This is a genomic window from Streptococcus mitis (genome assembly GCF_002096895.1).
In the GTDB taxonomy this organism is placed as follows: Bacteria; Bacillota; Bacilli; order Lactobacillales; family Streptococcaceae; genus Streptococcus; species Streptococcus mitis_AH.
Genome location: NZ_NCVI01000001.1, coordinates 1 through 539, shown reverse-complemented (window position 1 = coordinate 539; position 539 = coordinate 1). Strand labels below are relative to the sequence as shown.

Sequence of the window (539 nt, the reverse complement as noted above, 5' to 3'; positions counted from 1 at the left end):
ATTTCTGATTTATCCGCTGTGTAACCTGCGATAGTTGGAGAGACTACTTTATCAAACGTATCATCATTAGTTGTCCAGTCTTGGAAGAAAATTTGACCAGTCACTAGGTTAATACGACTCCAACGTTTGAAGTTCAGTGTTTCAACTACATCATCCTTAGCCTTACGTCCATCTTCGTAAACGTAATGGATGGTACGGCTAACACTTTCCTTGTTATCCAAGTTTTCAACGGTTCCTGGCCAACGTGGGCTATCTGGTTGTCCTGGATTAACTGGTGTGTTTGGTTGTGGAGTTGGGTTATCTGGATTAACTGGTTCAACACGTTCTGAAAGAGTTACAGTGTAGACTTGGTCACGTGCTGTATCGTAGTCATAAACCTTAGCACCACCCGCTGTGAATTCATCGCTAACAAGGTTATAGCCTTGTTTCTTGAACTCTGTGATTTGACTTGTTGTGCTGTAGGCAATGGCTTCTCCTGACTTACCTGTTACTTCATCTGTTGTGAGAACACGGTTACCGTTAGTGCTTACGTAACGGAT

At 42.7% G+C, this 539-nt stretch carries 1 protein-coding gene; it reads right to left on the bottom strand.

Annotated features, from left to right (window positions below):
* On the bottom strand, nucleotides 1–539 hold a 539-nt coding region (locus B7697_RS09315; RefSeq protein WP_192851447.1), incomplete at both ends, for a mucin-binding protein.